15 protein-coding genes and 2 tRNA genes are annotated in these 19,507 nt (G+C 46.8%); 6 read left to right on the top strand and 11 right to left on the bottom strand.

What is annotated here, in order from left to right:
- The 6 genes from AC1XUF_RS17500 to AC1XUF_RS17475 all read right to left on the bottom strand — a co-directional run.
- Window positions 1–569 (bottom strand): tyrosine-type recombinase/integrase (locus tag AC1XUF_RS17500; protein ID WP_483343116.1); only part of this gene is annotated, 569 nt, incomplete at its 3' end.
- Window positions 570–594: 25 nt separating this feature from the next.
- Entirely contained in the window at window positions 595–1,062 is a 468-nt protein-coding gene (locus AC1XUF_RS17495; RefSeq protein ID WP_483343110.1) for an Arm DNA-binding domain-containing protein, read from the bottom strand.
- 256 nt (window positions 1,063–1,318) lie between these two features.
- A tRNA-Lys gene (locus AC1XUF_RS17490) sits at window positions 1,319–1,391 on the bottom strand.
- 595 nt (window positions 1,392–1,986) lie between these two features.
- Window positions 1,987–3,792 (bottom strand): OmpA family protein, encoded by a 1,806-nt coding sequence (locus AC1XUF_RS17485; protein ID WP_483343109.1) that lies wholly within the window; start codon window positions 3,790–3,792, stop codon window positions 1,987–1,989.
- Between the two features lie 246 nt (window positions 3,793–4,038).
- Window positions 4,039–4,809 carry a hypothetical protein gene (locus AC1XUF_RS17480; RefSeq protein WP_483343108.1) on the bottom strand — a complete coding sequence of 257 codons (771 nt, stop codon included), beginning with the start codon at window positions 4,807–4,809 and terminating at the stop codon, window positions 4,039–4,041.
- A gap of 149 nt (window positions 4,810–4,958) precedes the next feature.
- Window positions 4,959–5,123, bottom strand: coding sequence for a hypothetical protein (locus AC1XUF_RS17475; RefSeq protein ID WP_483343107.1), 165 nt, complete (start codon window positions 5,121–5,123; stop codon window positions 4,959–4,961).
- A gap of 31 nt (window positions 5,124–5,154) precedes the next feature.
- On the opposite strand from AC1XUF_RS17475, the gene AC1XUF_RS17470 reads away from it, so the two are divergent.
- The 4 genes from AC1XUF_RS17470 (at window position 5,155) to AC1XUF_RS17455 (ending at window position 12,260) form a co-directional block, all read left to right on the top strand.
- Window positions 5,155–6,963 carry a sensor histidine kinase gene (locus AC1XUF_RS17470; RefSeq protein ID WP_483343106.1) on the top strand — a complete coding sequence of 603 codons (1,809 nt, stop codon included), beginning with the start codon at window positions 5,155–5,157 and terminating at the stop codon, window positions 6,961–6,963.
- On the top strand, window positions 6,960–7,715 hold the full coding sequence (locus AC1XUF_RS17465; protein WP_483343105.1) for a response regulator transcription factor: 756 nt from the start codon (window positions 6,960–6,962) through the stop codon (window positions 7,713–7,715). Before AC1XUF_RS17470 ends, AC1XUF_RS17465 begins: the two co-directional genes overlap by 4 nt.
- A 179-nt stretch (window positions 7,716–7,894) precedes the next feature.
- On the top strand, window positions 7,895–9,202 hold the full coding sequence (nhaA, locus tag AC1XUF_RS17460; protein ID WP_483343104.1) for a Na+/H+ antiporter NhaA: 1,308 nt from the start codon (window positions 7,895–7,897) through the stop codon (window positions 9,200–9,202).
- A 238-nt stretch (window positions 9,203–9,440) separates the two neighbouring features.
- Window positions 9,441–12,260, top strand: coding sequence for an outer membrane beta-barrel family protein (locus AC1XUF_RS17455; RefSeq protein WP_483343103.1), 2,820 nt, complete (start codon window positions 9,441–9,443; stop codon window positions 12,258–12,260).
- Between the two features lie 13 nt (window positions 12,261–12,273).
- Here the strand turns inward: AC1XUF_RS17455 and AC1XUF_RS17450 are convergent, their stop codons facing one another.
- Together AC1XUF_RS17450 and AC1XUF_RS17445 are read right to left on the bottom strand one after the other, a co-directional pair.
- Window positions 12,274–12,960, bottom strand: coding sequence for a response regulator transcription factor (locus AC1XUF_RS17450; RefSeq protein WP_483343102.1), 687 nt, complete (start codon window positions 12,958–12,960; stop codon window positions 12,274–12,276).
- On the bottom strand, window positions 12,957–14,417 hold the full coding sequence (locus AC1XUF_RS17445; RefSeq protein WP_483343101.1) for a sensor histidine kinase: 1,461 nt from the start codon (window positions 14,415–14,417) through the stop codon (window positions 12,957–12,959). Before AC1XUF_RS17445 ends, AC1XUF_RS17450 begins: the two co-directional genes overlap by 4 nt.
- 123 nt (window positions 14,418–14,540) lie before the next feature.
- Between AC1XUF_RS17445 and AC1XUF_RS17440 the strand changes: the two genes are divergently transcribed.
- Window positions 14,541–15,365, top strand: a complete 825-nt coding sequence (locus tag AC1XUF_RS17440) for a GLPGLI family protein (RefSeq protein ID WP_483343100.1) — start codon at window positions 14,541–14,543, stop codon at window positions 15,363–15,365.
- A gap of 423 nt (window positions 15,366–15,788) precedes the next feature.
- Here AC1XUF_RS17440 and AC1XUF_RS17435 read toward each other — a convergent pair whose 3' ends face one another.
- From AC1XUF_RS17435 to AC1XUF_RS17425, 3 genes are all read right to left on the bottom strand, one after another.
- Entirely contained in the window at window positions 15,789–16,382 is a 594-nt protein-coding gene (locus tag AC1XUF_RS17435; RefSeq protein ID WP_483343099.1) for a hypothetical protein, read from the bottom strand.
- An 890-nt stretch (window positions 16,383–17,272) separates the two neighbouring features.
- The gene (locus AC1XUF_RS17430) at window positions 17,273–18,205 is read right to left on the bottom strand and encodes a site-specific integrase (protein WP_483343098.1); all 933 of its coding nucleotides are present in this window, start codon (window positions 18,203–18,205) and stop codon (window positions 17,273–17,275) included.
- Between the two features lie 395 nt (window positions 18,206–18,600).
- A tRNA-Lys gene (locus AC1XUF_RS17425) sits at window positions 18,601–18,673 on the bottom strand.
- Window positions 18,674–18,772: 99 nt separating this feature from the next.
- Between AC1XUF_RS17425 and AC1XUF_RS17420 the strand changes: the two genes are divergently transcribed.
- Complete coding sequence (locus AC1XUF_RS17420; RefSeq protein ID WP_483343097.1) at window positions 18,773–19,507, top strand: SH3 domain-containing protein; 735 nt, start codon at window positions 18,773–18,775, stop codon at window positions 19,505–19,507.

Genomic DNA, 19,507 nt, shown 5'->3' with positions numbered 1-19,507 from the left:
GTCGCAAACGTATGCCTGGCAACGTGTGAAGTGAGAACTTTGTCAATCCCACAGATCACAGCAATCTCTTTTAGATAGTCATTCATCTTTTGATTACTCGGCACAGGCAGCACAATGCCACGAGATTCACATAGCGGATGATCTTTATATCTGTCAACAATTTGAAGCGCTTCGGGCAGCAGCGGAATATGCGACTTCACATTCGTTTTAGTCCGCTGGCTGAAAATCCATTGCTCGCCGTCAATTCCTCGCGCTATCTGACTTTTTTCGAGCTTCTGTACGTCGGAATAGGCCAGGCCGGTGAAACAACAAAAGAGAAAAGTGTCGCGAACCTGCGCGAGACGATTACTGGCAAATTCTTTACTGGCCATTAAGTCCAGCTCAGCTCTCGTAAGGATAGCTTTGTCAACTTTCTTGAATTTGCCTTTGAAATTCAAATACGGATCAAGGTTCATCCACCCATTACCCAGGCAAATGTTTACTATCTTACGAAACATTTTCATGTGCTTTACCACCGCATTGTTACCCATCTTACGAACCGAGCGCAGATAAAACTCATAATCGGCGATGAAAGCGAAATCGATCCGGCTGATGTCACAATCGCTCGTATTGAAGTTGCCTTTCAGATGCTAGCGTGTGACGTTCGAGTACTTTGTAGCGGTTGAATGTGCCTATCGCATATTCTTGGCCAACCAGTGCTTTCATACGCTCGTTATGATCAGCGATCACTGCCATTAGAAAACGATGCTTCGGGCCGATGCCTAGAAATTTGTTTTTAATTATTTCTGCTGTTATCAAAGCATTGTCACGAACCAATGCATCTTGTGCATCTAACAATTGCTGTTCGAGGTTGCCGAGATAAACGTTCACCGACTTTACAGCCTCCTTCGCACCAGATACTCTGCCAGCGACCGCATTCCACCGACTAGGCTCGCATTCACGCCCGGTCGTAAATTCTGCTCTCTTACTTTCAACCGTAATGCGCAAGTAAATCGGCACCGGGCCTTTTTGATCGTTTTTCGGCTTCTTCAAATAGAAAAGCAGACTGATCTTTGTTTTCATACCCTTTTTTCAGGTTAAAAAGTTGAACAAAAGTAGTCTTGCAAGCCTAATCAGCACAAGATGTTTACGTCGTAAACATCTTCACATACAATTAGTTACAGCGATTCTGGTGAGTCAATTTTGCAGATCCTTGAACTCACCGAATTACTCACCAAAAATTTGTGGAAAATTGAATATTTTGGGGTAATCCGAAAAAGAAAAAAGCCTGCAATCGTTTGATTTGCAGGCTTTTGATGCTTTTTGTTATTTCTTCAAGTGATCCCGCTGGGATTCGAACCCAGGACCCATACATTAAAAGTGTATTGCTCTACCAGCTGAGCTACGGAATCATTTAACGTTACTGCTTTCGCTTAACGTGGTGCAAAAGTACAATTTTAATGAAATGAACCAAACTTCCGCAGCTGTATTTTTTATACCATGCGGGTCAACAGGTATTAAAACTACTGTAAATGAAAAATTTACGTTTCTAAAAAAATCCAATTTTTTTTTAAAACGTGCTCCATTTACAGAAAGATTTCCACGAAATTTTCCCCAAATGCCCTTGAAAGGCGAATATAGAGCCCTTAAATTCAGTTGGCAGCTGGCAATGATCAATCGCTTATCCAGGCAATTGCATCTCTATTTTTTTATATACCTCATAAACGTCGGAATCCCATTCAGATTTTTTTACTACTAGCCGGGTGTCATTGTTAAAATATGCAAGGACAGTTTGAAATTCGAAAGCGGAATTGACGCCTAAGGAATTTACCCACGAGTAGGTATTCCAACTTACCAACCCAATACCGTAATCAAATGCGATCAGCGCCAGGGCGTTGTCTTTAATCTTGATGATAGATAGAAAAGTTTCCCCTATACCAGCGCTCTTCGAAACAATGCTGATTTGTATTGAATTACAAGAATAACCTAAACCTGTGACATGAAGAATTACCTTGAAGTGATCATCATTTCAACCCGTCTGTTTTTTGCCCTGTTGGCATCCGAATCATTGGGAACCCTGGGCTTCGTTCCTCCAAATCCTTCCACGGTTACCCTGCGTTGAGCAATACCTTTGCTTAACATATAGTTTTTCACCTTTATCGCGCGCAATTTGGATAGCTGTTTATTTTTATCCGGATCTCCTACGTCGTCGGTATGCCCGCTTATCATGATCGTCATGTCGGAATTGGCTGTCATCATCTCGATCCATTTGTTAATTTCAAGCCTGGCAGCCTGCTCGTTTATAAACTCGTCCTTACTTTGCACGAATTCAATATCGAGGATCGAAGCCTTGGCAGGTGCGGGTGACGGCTGTCGCACAGACAACTCAGGAAGCTTTGGAGCGTTGGGGACGACTACCTTTTCATCTCTGGCTGGCGTATTTTTCACTTTTCTGAAAATATTACAACCTGCCAGATCAGCATTATGAAACTGTGCCACCGCCCTGATCACCCGTTTCCCGACCAAATCGATTTCAAAAATCTCGTATCTGCCGGTAACGTAGGCGCGACTGATACCCAAAACGTCTCTTTGGATCAAAATGTCGCCGTAACTGAAGCCTTCGGCCAGCAGTCCTGTTTCTGGCAGACCATCTATCGCAAACATTTCGACGATCTTGGGCGTATGGCTGATATCGATTTTTACAATTTTGCCGGTATTGCTCGTCACCATGTACAGATATCCATTTTCGTCAAAGCAAAAGTTTCCAAATCCAAAATCATATTTGAAAAGAGGATTATTATGGAAGGAATTAGCCCGTTTTCCTATTGGGCTTTCGCTCCAGACAACGGAAACCTCGTCTGTCACGGGATCTATCTTGACGAGCTTGTCAGCTGGTTCGGTCATAAAATACAAATTCCCGGATCTGTCTGTACCACCCGACAGCCATACGCCAAAGCGATCATTGCCCACCGTCGGGACAGGAAGTTTCCAGCGTGTATAGGCTCCTTTGCCGGTAGCTGGATTGTAACCGTATACCGGCTCGGGCTGGCTCGATGAATTGGAGGTAACGGTGTAAAGTATATTATCAAAACCTTTTGCGAGTGCCACCGACGGAAACGGAATCACTTCACGATGTATTTTGATCAAGTTAGCCGAGGGCGATAGAGAGCTCATTTCCCTGATACTTTGCCCGTTACTATATGCGCCTGACCTGCTCCCTGTTTGCCTGTCTTTTTCAGGTTCGTCAATATAGCCTTTGATAATGCCGTATACTTTGTCGTCACATTCGCAATTCAGATAACTGAGATTTTTCTTCCTTCCTTCATAAAATTTCTCCCGGAAATAGGCCACAAATGCGTCTTGTTGTTCCCGGGATTTGATACGGTGAAATTTCGCAGTGATCCCCGGATCATTTTTCCTCTTGACTTCCGGGAAAAATTCACCAAGAATGGTTTTATTCCCCGGGTCTGAAAATCTGAAAAGATATAGTCCCTTGATCTTCTTTTTTGGCGTTTTGTCGGCGAATCCAAAATAGTAGAACATATTGGACTCCCGTCTAAATCCGGCTGAAAACGAGTCTGATATTCCCAACACCTTTGTCGAATCCTTCGGGTCGTAGGCAATCACCTTCGCATACAAGGTATCTGCGACCATCTGATGAAAATACAGCTGAAATTTGCTCGTCTGCGTGGTACCGTCCGCGAAAACATAGTGGAAATATCCCTGCCAAAGTCCGATGTAAGGGTTCTGCGCTAAGCTAAAAGTGCTGAAAAAGAGACCGATTGCCAGTACCAGGGTAGTTTTGCTTTTCATACACATCACGGAAATTTTTCTTATATCAGCAATAAAGCCGACCTCATCATTTAAGCTTCAATTAAAATTGTTCCGCCCGGTTGGATTCGATGGAATGGATAGAAGGATCTGCAATAAGGCTTCCTGCAAGTTTATCAATCATTTGCAATAAACCCTTCCAGACGCACTCCCGATGCAACTCTGTTTTCAGTGAATGGCGAGTCCGGCAGTGTAAATACCCCCAGGCGAAACTTTGATGATGCTGACCTAGTCGATACCGAACGCGTAAATGTCAATGGAATTGGAGCTGCCTACAGGCTTACCTGCGAAGAAGTATTCCCCTTTTTCCAGCTTCGCCGATGGTACAACCTTATATGTGGCATTCCCAAATGAAAGAATCGTACACGCGATTGTATTGTTCCCTGTTTTTGCGCCAGTTATCTTTCCATCCAGCGTGACGGCAATACGTTTGTTCTTTTGGGGCTTTGATTTATAGAGAACAAATTCGGGTGCCGGTCCGCCGGTATTCACCAGAAACAGCAAACTATCTCCTTGTACCATGCGATACGAAGCCTTCATCCCCTCTATTTCATACTGCGCTTTTGTTCCCAGTGGCGAGGCTTTAAAAGCCATATTCGCCAACCCCTTTTCCAAAGGCTCCGCCTTCCCGGTGGCACTCTTGAATGCAAAAAGCTGATTAACTACATCAATGCGCGGCAATTTTCCGGCACCAGGATGATCGGTGACACTTCCTCCGCCGACCGGTTTCTCACTTTTCGGATTTCCCTGCCTTTCCTGCATCGCCGCGATAATCTCGGTCGGAACTTTCTGGGCTGCCAGGTTAGAGAGCCCGGTAACCGTGACGTCGAATTGCGCATCGCTGGAATGAATGGCCGTCAAAATAATGGACTTGTCCAAACCCGCTTTGACCAGCGAGATTACTTTCTGATTCGTCAATACTTCTGACTTGGTCTGCGCGTTCGCAAACCGCACGGAATAAAATGCAATAATCAGAGTGGCGGCCAAATGAAGGCGCATTGACTTGGATAACGTTGATAAAAACATTTGTTGGTAGTGGATTATGCTGGATAAATCGGTCGTGAAGGGGTTGGGATTATTCAGGCGGAACTGCCACGGACTTCACACGATTTCCGACTGCTTAACCTTCACATTTCAAAAAAAGCGTATCAATGAACGCAATGGACCGGCAGGTCGCGAATCCGGTTATAATAGCCTTGAATCTGCCCAAATTCGCCTTTGAAGATATAAACGTCGCTTGCTACAATTTCTCCGAAACCTGTTTCGGACGCGGTTTTCCGGGCTTTTCCTTCGTATATTGACCAATAGAACATTCAATCTGTCACCTTTAACTCAACGTCATCAATGCTTGCAAGGCGTGCTCCCTGTGGATTCGTCGCCACGATATTGTACCTATTTCTGCTGACCAGTTTCTTCTGTCAGGCCCAGAATCCGGCGCAAGACAAGCCAGAGGGCCTCATGGTAAGGCTCAGACGGGACATCAAGTCTTATAACGAAGCGGTCGCCAACGGAGACTCGGCAGGAATAGCAGAAGCCTCCTACCTGATGGCAAAACGGCACATCAATCTGGGGAACTACGCCATTGCCGAGACCTGGCTTCAAAAAGCGCTTCGCATACGTAAAGACCAGCGCAATTTTGAAGACATTGGGAAGATCTACCTGAGATTGCAGGAGATCCAGTTTATTCTGGATAATCCACCGGCGGCGATACGGAATGCACAGTTAGCAATGATCCATTTCAGGAAAGCCGGCTCGTCCAAAGGCGTGATGAGTGCTCATGGCGCATTAGGAACAAGTCACTTACTCGCGTGGGAAAAGAGCACCGCTAACCAGCAGACCAGGTTCAAGTCTTCCTTGCATAAAGCCAAAGCAAATTTCAGAAAATCATTGGAACTGGCTCAGGTACTGCATTCTCCCCTGGATGAAGGACAGATGTACCGATACCTTGGCATTTGTTCGAGACACGAAAACAATATTGATGAAAGCCTGTCCTTTAAAATTACAGCATGGAAGTTAGACCAAAAACAAGGCCTGCTGACGAACAGTATAGAGTTAGCAATCGATATAGCAGACCAGTATCTTCGAAACAAGGATCCTGAAAGTGCCCATCCGTGGTTACTTGAAGCCCAGAAGTTGCTTGTAAACCCGGATGTCAAACCCACCCTGGGGGTGTCGCTGTTGCGTAGCCTGGCAGAATACCATCAACAAAAGAAGGAATGGAAACAAGCCCTTAACTACCGGATTAAACTCGAAGCAGCGAGGGAAAGTGCATTTGTCCGATACCGGAACGAAGCCGTCGAAGGGGTCCGCAGAAGCGAAGAAGTAAAACTTAAAGAAGTAGCCCTGGTTGGCAAACAGAAAGAAGTCGCTCTGCTGAAAAGCAATGCGGCTTTAAAAAATCGTATCCTTTACGCCGGCGCTTTACTTCTCATTATCTCTTCAATTGCCGCGCTCCTGTACGGTAAACTTTATAGGAAGCATAATAAGCTTTACTTAAAGTTCAGAACATTGAGCGAATACAACGAGAATCTGGTAAAAGAGCAGAGTCACCGGACAAAAAACGATCTTCAGCTCGTATCCAATCTCCTCAGCCTGCAATCGCATCAATCGCAAGACCCGGCTGCCGCCAAACTCCTCGAGGAAAGTCTGCTTCGGGTCGAATCAATTATTCTCATACACCGGCGGCTCTATCAGGATACGATGCCGATGTATGTCGATGTCAAATTGTATTTGGGGGATCTTATACGCAGTGTTCTCAAGGTTTACGACTTAACACGTGTTACGCTATCGATGGATGTCGAGCCCCTTTTCCTGCACGTAAAGAAAATGGCCCCTCTTGCATTAATTGTCAATGAGCTGATGACCAATAGTTGTAAATATGCTTTTATAAGCCCCGCCCCCACCCTGCATCTGAGCTGGTACGTTCTTTCGGATAAAGTTTACTTCCTTTTTGAAGACAACGGCCCCGGTTTCGATGTGGAAACCATTTTAAGTGGATTCGGATTAGAACTGATTGACATGCTTTCGGAGCAACTCGAAGGACAACATACATTCCGGTCTGATCGCAGCTGCCGTTTTGAACTCTCCTTTCCTGTGGATAAAAACCTTGTCCGACTTTTAAATCCAAATCAAACCGACCTGGCACTCCTATGAACCCAGACAAAAATATTCTCATTGTCGAAGACGACCTGCTCCTTGCTGCCGACATCAAGGCGAGCCTGAAACTGCACGGCTGGAAAATCGCCGGCGTTGCCAAGAACTATGCGTCGGCCATGAGCATCATGAAAAAGGGAAATGTTGATCTGGCTTTAATCGACATGAAGCTGGATGGTCCGGAAGATGGGATCATTACCGCGACGGAAATTTTGAAAATCAAATGGATCCCTATCATTTATATAACCGGGAACTCCCCTTACGAAGTGAAGCAACGCATGAGGGAGACCTATCCCTCGGCTTTCTTTCAAAAACCCTTGCGTATTCGAGAATTATCGGCGCAAATTGATCTGGCCCTCAATAACTACGAGGAAGGTCTGACTGGAAACCCGGAAAGGGCCGAACCAGGGCTTCTCGCATTCCCGACAAGAGACGGCTTGGTGAATATCAGGTCGTCCGAGATCATCTACATAAAGGCAGCGGCAAAAAGCGCAAATCTATTCCTGACCGATAATGAGCTCCAGCGTCACCACATAACGAATTCAGACTCCCTTCTTGTCTCGGTTAAGTTGGGACGGCTTTCCAGTCAACTACCTTCGTGCTTCTTTCAACTGGGGCGCTCAGAAACCGTTAACCTGAACCACGTTCAGAAAATATGGAAAGAAACACTGTATCTGACATCCCATGAATTGACCATACCCGACGGCCGACGCGAGTTACTCTTGAAGAGGTTCAATCTTGTCGAACGATAGTCTCCAGGAATTATGAATAGGTAAATGGAGAAGCCTGTTTTAGTTCCCAAATGCGGTTGCTTCCGCGTTGCGGTCCGGCCTCAGAAGCAATGCGATTCGGATCAATGCCTTAAAACTCCGTTGAAACCTCATATAAGGCTATATTTGCCGACATTGTACCTGTCCCTAATCTCCTTATCATGCCCAAAGCACCCATTGATGTCGTCGTCAAACCTGTCAGCAGATTCATCCGTCAGGAATATACCAGCGGAATTGTTCTCTTCATGAGCGTAGTAGCCGCGTTGATTTGGGCAAACTCCATGTATGCGGAATCTTATCACCGTGTATGGGAAACCAGTCTTTCAGTTGGTTTCGCAGGGAATGTTTTCGCCCATCCGCTGCATATCTGGATCAATGACGGGCTGATGGCGATCTTCTTTTTCGTGATCGGGCTTGAATTAAAGCGGGAATTTATGGCCGGGGAACTTTCCAGTGCAAAAAAAGCCGCCTTGCCAATGGTGGCTGCTCTAGGCGGGATGCTTGTACCTGCATTGATTTACTTTCTGCTCAATGCCGGACTCGCATCGGCCAGCGGTTGGGGTATTCCCATGGCCACCGACATTGCATTTGCGCTGGGTCTGCTGTCGCTTTCGGGTAAGAATGTTCCTGCTTCGGTAAAAGTGTTCCTCTCCGCCCTGGCGGTTGCAGACGACCTGGGCGCGGTGCTGGTGATCGCGTTCTTTTATACGGCCCATATTGAATTCAGTTATTTAATGATTGGGGCCGGGTTGCTGGTCGTGATATTAGCCGGAAACCTGCTCGGGATCAGGCATACGTTATTTTACCTTTTGCTGGCGGTAGCCGTTTGGGCCTGCTTTCTTTTTTCGGGTGTGCACGCTACCATAGCAGGCGTACTCGTCGCCTTCATGATTCCTGCCAGGACAAGGATCGATGAAAAAGAATATCTGGATCGTGTCAGCGCGAATTCAAAAGAATTTGAAGCGGCAATTCCGCTACACGGCCCACTGATGACGTCGGAGCAGCACCAGATTATAGAGGAAATCAAACGCATCAGCATCGACGCGCAGACACCGCTTCAAAAGATCGAATATGGCCTTCACCCATGGGTTGCTTTTGTGATCATGCCGGTATTTGCATTGGCCAATTCGGGCATGCATATTGGTGGCGACTTTTTTACAGCCTTAATCAACCCCGTCAGTGCCGGTGTGATGGTCGGGCTGGCTGTCGGGAAGCTGACGGGCGTGCTCGGTTTTACATGGCTGATGGTAAAGTCAGGCATCGCGGAGCTGCCCTACCAGGTTACCTGGAAGCACATTTTGGGTGTTGCGCTACTGGCTGGCGTAGGCTTTACCATGTCATTGTTTGTTACCAACCTGGCATTCCAAGATGCTCAACACATAGACGCAGCTAAGTATGGCATTTTGCTGGCTTCGCTCATTTCGGGCACTGCCGGGATTGTGTACCTGCGTTCAATTTCAAAAGGTTAATTTTGAAGCCTTTTACATTGTCTGTCATAATCCTTTCAGTCTACACAAATACTTCAAAACAGCTTCCTGTGCCGCTTTTGGTTAATAAGCAATCCTATTTTTATCCGGCAAATCCGGTCGCTTTTAGCAAAAACGGAAACCGGGTTCCGGCTGTTAACCTTATTTAACCTTAAAGAAAGGTTGGTTAACCGACTTATCGGTATTCTGGAAATACTTTCGCAGTAGGAAACCTTCTGCAATGAAAATCAGCTACCTGCCTCTGTTCGACTTACTATTCCTAACCCTTTCCATTTCCGCCTCGGCCCAAACAGCCCCCTGGAATTTGAAGGGCAAACTCACCGACACCTCCGGAGTCGCCGTTCCAAGTGCGTCTGTCCTCCTGCTCGATACCCAGGATTCCACACTGATCCAGTTCTCCAGCAGCGACGCCAAGGGTGAGTTCGCATTCCAGAACCTGAGTCTGCCGTCTTATCTGATCCGCGTCACGCATATCAACTATGTCGATTATGAGCAAATTGCAACCAAAGCTGACCTCGGGATAATCAGAATGAAGCCCAGGAGTAAAGACCTGAACGAGGTTGTCGTCAAAGGCGAAAAGGCGCCCGTCACCATGCGGCACGACACGGTCGAATTCAATGCCGATTCGTTCAAAACCCGTCCGAATGCTACCGTAGAGGAACTTCTAAAACGGTTGCCAGGCGTAGAAGTGGAAAGTGACGGTACCGTCAAGGCTCATGGAAAGGAGGTGCAGCGTATTCTGGTGGAAGGAAAGGAATTCTTTGGGACAGACCCTAAAATGGCCACCAGGAACCTTGCAGCCGAGGCCGTCAAAGCGGTCCAGTTATTCGACCGTAAATCCGAACAATCGCGCTTTTCGGGAGTGGACGACGGCACACGCGAGAAGACCATCAACCTGGAATTGAAAGAAGAATTCAAGAAAGGGCTCTTCGGGACCGCTTCCGGCGCAGTAGGCGACCAGGACCGCTATGCGGCCCGGCTTAACCTGAACCGCTTTACGAAAGATCAGCAATTCTCGCTGGTGGGCACTTTGAACAACATCAACCAGCAAGGGTTTACGATGAACGATTATTTCAATTTTTCATCAGTAAGCAGTTCTTCTGGCGGCAGCACCCAGCGGGGCGGCGCTGCATCGGCCGGTAGCAACGGAAGTGCCTCATCGGGACCCCAGCCGGTCAACCAGGGCGGTCAGACCTCCTCAGGCTTTGTTACCTCGGGCTCCGGCGGGTTGAATTTTTACCAGCAACTGAGCAAAAAGACCAAGGTCGATGGCAACTACCTGATCAACTCCGTTAACAGTTTGGTTGAGAAGGACTTGAACAAGGAAAACTACCTGCAATCCGGCAACTACAGCAGTTCGCAGAACAGCCATTCTACCAATAAGAACCAGAATCACCGCCTGAGCCTGAATGTCGAGCACCAGCTGGATTCGGTGAATACGATCCGATCGGTCAATACCGCATCCGTCACCGGCAGCGACTATTATATCAAGAGTCTCACCCAAACCTATACCACCAACCGCAATCTGCAAAACCAGGGCGACCGGACGAACAACTACCATGGGGACGCTTATTCGCTGAGCTCCAATCTCGCGTTCCGTCACCGCTTTGCGAAGAGAGGGCGCACCCTGACCACCAATCTGATCTTCGGCCTCAATAACGACAAGCGAAACGGGACTATCAACACATTAAACCAATATTACGACACCGACACGGCGGATACCACGCTTCAGAACGATGCTCAGAAAAATGGCAAACTGAACTACGGCATCACTGCCTTTTATATCGAGCCATTGACCAAGCGGACTTTTCTGGAAATGAATTACTCGTTCCAGGGAAACCTGAACAACACTGATCGTCGGGTTTACGATATCGACGGGGACGTTTCTACCCTCAATAGCCAGCTGACCAACCGATACGACAACCAGTACAACTATCATCAGGGGGGCGTGAACTATCGTTTTGTCGGAACCGTGATCAATATATCGACCGGCGTGAGTCTGCAGGACGCCAACCTGGTGGGAGAGTTTCCATTGACCGATTCGAAGATCCAGCGGCGGTACACCAACCTGCTGCCCAATGTGCGGATGATGTACAATCTGTCGAACAACCGGAATCTGAATTTTACCTACGGGACCAGCATCAACCAGCCCAGCCTCACCCAGCTGCAACCGATCATCGACAACACGGACCCGTTGAATATCAGTATGGGAAATCCCGATTTGAAGCCCGAATACAGCCATTCCTTTGCGCTGAACTACTTTTCCTTTAACACGACCAGGTACCGTAATTTCTTCGGGAACGCATTTCTGACTTACACTACAAACAAGATTTCGACTTCGCAGTCGGTGAGCGATCAGCTGGTAACGACTACGCAGTCCGTCAACGTGCCGAACAATATTCAGGGTAATACGTTTGTCGGTTTTGGTACACCCATTCAGCGGTTGAAGGGAATGCGGTTCAATGCGAACCTCGGCATGACCTATAACCGGGGCATCAGCATTACCAACGAAGTGCAAAACAGGACTAATACGCTGGTTTCCAATGTTGGTTCCCGTCTGGACTATCGGAACGATACCCATTTTGATTTCAACCTCGGAGCAAACCTTTCGCTGAACCAAACCAGGTATTCACTGCAATCGTCGATGAACCAGAACTACCTCACACAACGCTATACCGCAGATGCCAACTGGAATGTGACCAGTACCTGGTCGGTAGGCAGCTCCATTAACTACCAGGTATTGACCGGGCAGGATTACAACCAGAAAATTCCGATCTGGAATGCTTCGATCACAAAATACATGCTGAAAGGGAACGTGGGCGAGCTGAAACTCAGCGCCACGGACTTGCTCAACCGCAACGTGGTCGTGAACAGGTCGGCACAGGTCAACTACTACCAGGAAGAGCGCATCCGGTCGCTGGCCCGCTATTTCCTGCTGACCTTTACTTACTCACTGAAAAACAAGGCGGGCATGGGCGGGAATAACCGGCGAACAGGACCAGATGGTTTCGGTGGACCTATGATGATGAACCGCATGTAAAACGCAGCCGGTTTCAGGAAGTGATAAAATGGTAGCCAACCCCTTTGATGGTGACGATCTGGAGTTTGTCGTCGTTTTTCAGGTATTCCCGCAAGCGCGTAATGTACACATCCAGGTTACGGGAGTTAAAGAACGAGTCGTCGCCCCAGACCCTCATCAGGATATCCTTCCGGGCGATCGTTTTGTGCCGGTTCTCGCAGAGGATTTGGAGTAGCTCGTTTTCACGATTGGATAATTTGCGGTTGCTTTCATTCAGCGTAAGTTTGTATTTCTGAGGGTAGAATTCATATTTACCCAATGCGATCGCCCCGGAAACGCTCTGATCGGGTAAATGCTGGTTCATACGCAAAAGGTTCTGGATACGAACCAGCAGTTCTTCCATACTGAACGGCTTCCGCAGGTAATCGTTTCCTCCGACCTGAAAGCCGTGCACAACATCTTCTATCTGTGTTTTGGCGGTCAGAAACAGAATAGGAAGATGCGGATAGCGGAGGCGAATATCTCTGGCGATCGCAAACCCGTCCCGGTTGGGCAGCATCACGTCCAGCACGCAGAGATCCGGAACGAATTGTTCGAGCTCGGACATGACAGCCAGGCCGTCTGCGACCATGTGCACATGCAGCTGCCGACTTTCGAGGCTTTCCTTGACGATCCTGCCCAGAAAAGGCTCGTCTTCCACATATAATATCTTGGTTTTCATCTGTAAAAAATTAAATCAAAACAGCTGCCTCTCCCGATTTCGCTGGTAAGGGTAATGGTACCATTGTGAGCCCGCACGTCCTGACTAACGTAGCTCAAACCGAGGCCATGCCCCTTAACATTATGGATGTTCCCGGTGGGGACCCGGAAAAATTTTTCAAAAATCTGGCCTTGGTATGCGGGAGCGATCCCAATGCCATGATCGCGTACGCTAAGACGCAGCTCATTTCCCCGGCCTTCCAGTAAAATATGGATCATGGGCGGACCGTCGGTATACTTCATCGCGTTGTCGATCAGATTGTAAACCACATTCATAAAATGTACGCGGTCGGCGGAAAGCGTAAAATCCGAGCCTGATTTTTCAAATTCCACGCTGGCGTTGTTCAGTTCGAACTGAAATTTGAGGGAATGCAGGATTTCATCAATCAAAGATGAGACATCGATGCGCTCAAAATGGTACACCTGGCGTTGCTGATCGAACAACGCGGTACGCATTACCTTGTCAACCAGAAGGCTTAAACGGCTGAGTTCCATTTTGGATATTGTCAGGTATTCCTTCGTCCGGGCGGGATCCTTCAGGGCATCGAAGTTGGCCAGGGCCTCGATGGCCACCCCTACCGTCGAAATGGGGGTTTTCAATTCGTGGGACATATTGCTGATAAAGTCGTTTTTCAGTTCGGTCAAGCGTCGCTGCTGTTTTAAACTCCGAAATACGACAAGAAAGGCCACGGATGTGAGACCGAGCAAAAATAGAGAGAACAGGATCTGAGGGAGCAGGCGCCGAATCAAAATCCACTGGTAACCGATCAGATAGGCTGCGTAAAAATCGCGCGGAGGTAATCCAGCCTGGTACGAAGCGGTGTGCAGGCTGTCGGCCGACGAACGCACTGGCTCGGGCAAACGTACCAGGTAGGCATCCACGTCGATCCTGGAAGAGTCCAGTTCCAATCTGAAACGGTCCAGCAGTTCGTTCAACCGCAAGGAATCCCGAACCTCGCTGCGCGAAAGTTTTTCCCATAAGGCGGGCATAACCCTGGCCATAAGATACGAGCGGGGTGGTCTTGGAAAGTCGTTGAACTCACCATCCTCGTTCATAGGACGCAGCCGCGGCCGCAACATCACCGAATCCCTGCCCGGGTTATGGTCCCGTTCGCCAAACGCGTGACGCGGGGTATCAAACCTATGGCTGTCACGGCCGTTCGCTATTGAAGATAGAGGTTTGCCGGACGATCTCACCGAGTCTTCGAAGGGCCTGATAAACCGCCGCATGATCAGGCTGTCCTGTAAGGCATTGACTGACCGAAAAAGAGGCAGACCGGCTTCCACGGCCAGAATTCTCTTCTGCTCATGATACCCGTGCGTTAGCCACCAGCCCAGGAAAATGGTGAGAACAAGCAAACAACTGGCGATCAGACCGACCAGTATTTGGTTCGACGATAAGATTTTAGAGGACCGCATACATTCAAAGATACCTCCTTTCCAGGAGATGGGAACATGTATTAACCTTGATTAACCTTATTGTAAGGTTAGTTAACAGGCCAATCTTTTAGCTTTGCCAGGTTCACAAATCCGTTTGAGCCAATGAAAAAATTAGCTTTTATAATACTCAGCGCAGCGAGCTTTTCAGCGGTTGCGCAAAAAACCGAAGGCGTGCTTATATACCGGCAGAAGACCGATCTCAGCAGAAGAATGCAGAACATGGATCCAGCAATGAAGGCGCGTATGCCGGAAAGCATTACAAGTCAGTTTCAATTGGCATTTACGGCGCAAGAAGCCTTGTACGAGCCCGCTGCGGTGGTCGAAGGTGAAAGCGGCGGATTTCCGGGCGGACCCGGTGGGCCCGGGGGGCCGGGCGGACCGATGCCATTCGGCCGTTCCAACACGAAGGTCTACACGCAGCTCACCGAGCGGAAGCGGATAGAAGCGAGGGATGCTTTTGGCGACGAATACCGTGTTGCAGATACCCTCGTTAACCAGCGATGGAAACCGAGCAAGGAAACCAGAACCATTCAAGGCTTTGTTTGCCACAAGGCTTCTTTCACGGATACCATGCAGGTTTTCCAGCCCATGATGATGAGAGCGCCCGGCGCGCCGCCGGAAGACAACAGGAACGGCGGAAACCGGAACGGTTCACGTTCGGTAGTGGCGTGGTATAGTCCCGATATTCCCGTACCGATTGGTCCGGAGCGCTACGGCGGCTTGCCGGGGTTGATCCTGGAAGTAGAGATCAACGACGGAGAAACCGTGTACACTGTTTCGGAAATGCAATGGCGCAAACCCAAGTCCTCCGAATTGAAAGCACCCAAGAGCGGCAAGACCATCACCGAAGCGCAATATCAGGAGATCATGAAAAAGAAAATGGAGGAAATGATGAAAAACGGAAACTTTCGCCCCCGGCGCGACTAGTAACATGCATGCCAGATGCCCGCTTCGTACCCGACCCTTTGTCGTGACCTGCTGTCCGCGAGCCTGGCCGTCAGCAGCGACCGAAAGTGCCGGGCTGTAACTCCGGCATAAGCGAGCGAATGGCACACTCTAATTTCGGAAATTCGGTTACCTATATTGGAGAGGTTGCTTTGATCGGGAATGATTCACAAATCTTCAAACAAGCTGATTTTAAGGCTATTTTAAACAAGAAAAGCGCCCTGAGGCGCTTTTGGTGATCCGCTGAGGTCATACTTTTTGAAGTAACAAATTGTCTATCAATTATTTAAGCCCTAGCAAATTTTCTACTCACCTTGTCACTCACCAAATTGCAGGGATTGGCTTGCAATTATTTCAAAGATAGGCATAATGAAATTTGAAGCAACAAGTTGCTAACTCTATGTTTCAATTAGCAATTCGATTTGTAACCGAAATTTTCAAATGGGGGACGTCGCATGAGTCGATAATGCTCACAAAGGTCTGCATTCCTGGTAAAGGCAATTTGAAAAACTCAACGTCAGGAATCCATGTCATAATTCTATGCTCACGTTGATATGCGTAGCGCAGATCTTTGTGATGAACCGAAATTTCACCATTCAAAAGCTGCGAATCAAAATAAGTTGCTTGGCGGCTGGAATATTCCAGACCCAATTGTTTGAAAGAACCAAATAGCAGTGCAAAAAATCCACGAATGTCGTGAATTATCATTGCACACGGCCCGAATGCGAGCATGCGTTCATCAAAATCGATAATTTGGTAGTCCTGGTCCAGTTCAGGCCGATACAATGAGCACAAGAGCTTATGGTCTTCTGCTAGGAATTCGAAAACCTGCCCACTAACAATATCTAGCGTGATATCCCCTGTCGGTAACATTAACTTTCCAGATGTAATATTGTGAATGGCTAAATTTCCTTCCGCTGGATCCGTTCTTCCAATTTCATCTAATTGTTTTCTAAATGACCTTTGTGCAGAGAAAAACAAGTATTCCTCGTCAAACATACTTTTGATGTTCTTCTCGCTTCCGAATTTTATCATCAAGTGCACCATCTGATTTATTTTGATTGCCCAAATAATTCACCTATCATGCCAATTGTGGGAATCCTCAATATAGGAAAATTTATAAAAATCTCCCGCCAGCGACTTCGGAGCGTTTGGCCGGGCCAGATTAGATTGTGACACAATCTGACATCTGGCCGATTGTGGGTAAGAGGCAATCGATACTTTAAAAGCTGTGAATCTACTTGGCAAACGCACAAAGGAAAAGTGATAAGCTCGTTCAGGGAATGATGGATCTGAGATTCAATCTAAACTATGCAAAATGATGTATCTTGATTAAGTTGCACTTACAAAAACTTAAATAAGGTGTATAAATATATTGGCGCAAAAGGCTCAGTATTGCAGATCAGATTGATTCTGATAGTGATATGCATAATTTTCTGTTGGCTATTTGTCTCGGCTATCAGCGACAACAGTGACATATGGGTATTCATCTTTCTTATGTCATCCTTGTTATTGTGGATGTATTTAATCTTTGCATTCTCAGGTGTAAAGTACGACCATTCGAACATAGTGATTGTTAATGTTCGAGGTGAGATCCGGTATCGAAAAGAGAATTTGAAGACAATTAGACCAATCTTGCCATTTTTACCGTTGTATACAATTGTGTTCCAAGACGGAAAATTTTATCGTTTTAGCACAACCCCTGGAAGAATTATTGGCTTCACCGACGCAATAAAAGGAGCCGAACAGATAAGGTCGGAGCTCTTGTCTGTTAATCATTACTAACGGTTTGCAATAGGTTGATTCACCGTCAGACGATAACGTCATTATAAGGGGCTGATGGCAGGAAAGGTCTACCAATTTCCTGAGACACGGAATAGTCCCGCAAATTATCTTTTCGCCTTGCTATTTTCACCTTCTCTCTCGCGATCCCCTCTCACAAACCGGAGGGGTCGTGAGAGAGAAGGTGCAGCGCTAACCTTCGTGTCGAGAATCTTCGCATAAATCTGCGTCGTACGAATGTTAGTATGTCCAAGCATTTCGGAAACGCTTTCAATCGGAACACCATTTTGCAGCGTGACAGTCGTCGCAAACGTATGCCAAGCCACGTGTGAAGTGAGAACCTTGTTAATTCCGCAGATCACGGCAATCTCTTTCAGGTAGTCATTCATCTTCTGATTGCTCGGCACTGGCAATACGAGGCTGCGAGATTCACAAAGCGGATGGTCTCTGTATCGATCAATGATTTGAAGCGCCTCTGGTAGCATCGGAATATGCGATTTGACATTCGTTTTCGTCCGCTGACTGAAAATCCACTGTTCACCATCAATTCCTCTTGCTATCTGGCTTTTTTCGAGCTTCTGAACATCCGAATAATCCAGGCCGGTGAAACAACAAAAAAGAAAAGTGTCGCGAACCTGGGCGAGCCGATCACTAGCAAATTCTTTACCGGCCATTAAGTCCAACTCAGCTCTGGTAAGGATTGCTTTGTTAACCTTCTTAAACTTGCCTTTGAAGTTCAAATAAGGATCAAGGTTCATCCAGCCGTTGCCTAAGCAAATGTTGACGATCTTGCGGAACATCTTCATATGCTTCACAACCGCATTGTTGCCCATCTTCCGAACTGAGCGTAGGTAGAACTCATAATCGGCTATGAAAGCGAAATCGATGCGGCTGATATCAAATTCGGTCGTATTGAAATGCGCTTTCAAAAAAGCAATGGTATGGCGCTCCAAAACTCGATAGCGGTTGAGAGTTCCAATCGCATATTCCTGGCCGACCAATGCTTTCATAAGCTCGTTGTGATCAGCGATCACTGCCATTAGAAAACGCTGCTTCGGGCCAATGCCTAGAAATTTGTTTTTGATTGTTTCCGCTTTTATTAACCGTAATCCGAAAGTAAATCGGCACCGGCCCTTTTTGATAATTTTTCGGCTTCTTCAAATAGAAAAGCAGACTGATCATTGTTTTCATACCCTTTTTCAGGTTAAAAAGTTGAACAAAAGTAGTCTTGCAAGCCTAATCAGCACAAGATGTTTACGGCATAAACAGGTTGTTACACAATGAGTTGTAACGATTCTGGTGAGTAAAATTTGCAGATCTTTGAACTCACCAAAAATTTGTGGAAAATTGAATATTTTGGGGTAATCCGAAAAAGAAAAAAGCCTGCTAATCGTTTGATTAGCAGGCTTTTGATGCTTTTTGTTATTTCTTCAGGTGATCCCGCTGGGATTCGAACCCAGGACCCATACATTAAAAGTGTATTGCTCTACCAGCTGAGCTACGGAATCTTAACTTATCACTTGACTTGCTTTGAGATTTGCAATTTGTTGGATTAACCGGAGCCTTTTCCGTAATTGCGATGCAAAAGTAGAATTCTTAATAGTATAATGCAAGCTCTAAGTAAGAAATACCTGCTGCCTTGGATCGTGATGAGTATTGTTTTGGCTTATTCACCTGCTCTCTCAGCCAACAAGAAGGAATTAAAAATGGCTGATTCTCTGTTTGCTATGTCGAAGTACCCCGAAGCGTTACTGCTTTATAAAAAAAACTTCAGCAGACAGGAAAAAAATAGCCCGGGCCATCTGCTCAAACTGGCTTTTTTGTCCGAAAAGACTAACAATTACACGGACTGCCTCTTTTATCTCAGCAAACTTGCCCTCATAAACCCTTCAAGACGTTTGTTCGAAAAAATGGATAAGCTGGCTGGTGAGCAGAATTTAATTGGCTACGAATTCGACGATTATAATTACTTCATCATATTTTACCGAAGATATGGCGACTACATTCCCATATTGCTGCTGACTTTGGGTACCTACATCGTGGTTATCATGGTTACAAAAGTGAGACGAATGGAGCCTATTCTGCAGATTCACAAAGTTTCTATAGTTGTTTATCTGCTTTTGCTGCTCGCAATCTTAAACATTCCGTCGCTTTATCAGACCTGTATTATTATCAATGAAAATACCTTTCTCAGGGACGAACCCTCCTCCGCATCTGCTGTGGTTGAGCGGGTTGGCAAGGGGCATAAGCTGACTATCGTCGGCTCTGTGGACCACTGGAACCGGGTGATCTGGAACAACAGAATTGTTTACATCCGGAAAAGTGACCTGTGGAATATTTGA

The organism is Dyadobacter sp. HNCC25DJ185, assembly GCF_056895195.1.
Note: the sequence above shows the minus strand (reverse complement) of the source record. Positions and strands in the feature narration are given on the sequence as shown.